Annotated in this window: 2 protein-coding genes and 1 pseudogene; all 3 read right to left on the bottom strand. The window is 37.7% G+C overall.

The genetic code is table 11. From position 1 onward, the window contains the following. Positions 1 to 231: 231 nt before the first annotated feature. Positions 232 to 864: an Imm43 family immunity protein gene (locus V757_RS18375; RefSeq protein WP_023949933.1), complete on the bottom strand. Its 633-nt coding sequence runs from the start codon at positions 862 to 864 to the stop codon at positions 232 to 234. A 12-nt stretch (positions 865 to 876) separates the two neighbouring features. Further along, positions 877 to 1,299: an AHH domain-containing protein gene (locus tag V757_RS18370; protein ID WP_147628841.1), complete on the bottom strand. Its 423-nt coding sequence runs from the start codon at positions 1,297 to 1,299 to the stop codon at positions 877 to 879. Between the two features lie 430 nt (positions 1,300 to 1,729). Further along, positions 1,730 to 1,897: pseudogene (locus tag V757_RS28365) on the bottom strand (IS481 family transposase); the annotation flags it as partial.

The following is a 1,897-nucleotide window of genomic DNA, read 5'->3' as shown; positions in this document are numbered from 1 at the left end:
AATTCTCTTCCTTTTCTTGTCCGCTTTGGACATAATTAAGCACTTGCTTTAAACTCTTCGAGTACTTAAATAGCTAAATCTTCAGTAACCGCTTAGTAAATTGGCTTTAATTCTACCGTAATAGCTCGGCAGTCACGCAACGTAACGAATTGCATAGCATGTGCATAATGCACAACTAGATCTTACTATCAGTAGACGCTCTTGATGGCGTCAGGGAAGTCTTTAAAGTTATCAAAACCCCCAATCATCGCTATTTAGCTCGTTCCATTCCTTCAAGCTAAATAACATCGGGTTTCTGAATAACGTTGTAATTTCTTGTTTTAGGTCGGCATTAACAAATAACTCATAGCAATACTCTCTATGATCAGTCATCAAAAAATCCTTAGTGGAATCTGTACTAGCAGCAATCACATCGTTATTTTTTTCATCACGAATTAACTGTACTTCATTATGTTTAATGTTCCACCAATAGCAACGGAGTAAATAAAAAGTTTCATCTGTTAGCGCATCACCTTTAGGATTAACTAATCGTGCGCAACTTTTATCTTCATCATAGTCAAAACCATGGGCAGTCATATAGTCATAAAGCGCTTTGGAGACAATTAAGAAATTACTGTAACTCAGTAAATCAAATGAAATACTCTTGACCCGCTTTAAACAAATCACCAGTTCTTTAGGCATTGATGCCACGGTCTTGATAGGTGTACCTCCAACCCATGGAAAAACAAAGTCAGGATGGGTGTTTTTAGAATTGAAGACCTCAGAAATACCGATATCCCCCGAAGAGCTCAAGGGGATATTTAAGTCTTTCGCCTCATCTACCTTTTCAAGTGGGATGCCCCATATAAACAATTCTTTTGACATACTACTTACCCTCTATGACAATCTAACTGGCGATCCGACGCCTTTATGTGAGCTTGAAAGCCTATCTCTTAGCTCATCCTGCAAGTTTTGAATTGCATCCCTAGCTAAACCTTTTGCCTTATCCTCACACATACCTCCTTGTAAATTTCTTTCATAATCATTTTTAATTTGTTCTACTCTTCTATCAACTCTCGCATTGTATTTGTTATGAGAACCCCTATGAAAAAGTGCTCTCTGACTCTTTATAGCATCCTGTTGACTTGAGGGCATATACAAACCATTCCTCCACCCATCTTTTCCAAACTCTCTACCTTTCATACCTATTTCATTAAAAAATTTTCGATGTTTCTTCCATACTTGCTGAGGTATTAAATGATGTGTTTGCCAAACATTGCGCCAAGTCCCTAGCGGTCTAAATATATCAACTGCTTCCATTGCTTTACGTAACCGCCATCCACTCCACCCCCACGGATCCACCCACTCCACCGGGTTCGGGGCGTATTGGTCGCTTAACTCACCCTTGCAACTACTCTTAAGCACTGTCAGACGAGTGGCACTATCGTATTAGAAAATTAATCCTATACATTCAAATTTATTGTTTTTTATAGAGGATAGAGGATGGCTAAGCCATTCATTTTAATAGCAACACACATCCCCATTTTAATATCAACCATACTATAACAATTTGAATAAAATCAAATCACAACACTAATGATCCATAGTGCCACAATTGGAAATAACCCTATTGTTGATGTACAACTGATGTGTATAGTTCAATTAAAATAATCGAACAATCTAAGGTTATATATTATTTGTAGAAGTTCAGACTTCATCTGACAGTTCCCCGTTTGACAAGCGGTGTCTGTCAGATTAGATTTAGCTCATGCTTTTTGCTGTTCCAAATCTGTTTACCATCAATCAATGTTTCTATGGGTGTTCGCCCACAGCACATCTTTCCTTGATGASTKMGTTCATTATTATAGAAATCTAAGCCATTCGTCTAGGTTCTTTTGCAAACTATCTAATCTAGTCA

The sequence above is a fragment of the Pelistega indica genome (assembly GCF_000506865.1).
Classification (GTDB): Bacteria; Pseudomonadota; Gammaproteobacteria; order Burkholderiales; family Burkholderiaceae_B; genus Taylorella; species Taylorella indica.
This window is presented reverse-complemented; position numbering and strand designations above follow the sequence as displayed.

Excerpts from the sequence above, each read along its gene's own strand:
- V757_RS18370 (WP_147628841.1), bottom strand. The coding sequence starts at position 1,299 with ATGGAAGCAGTTGATATATTTAGACCGCTAGGGACTTGGCGCAATGTT.
- V757_RS18375 (WP_023949933.1), bottom strand. The coding sequence starts at position 864 with ATGTCAAAAGAATTGTTTATATGGGGCATCCCACTTGAAAAGGTAGAT.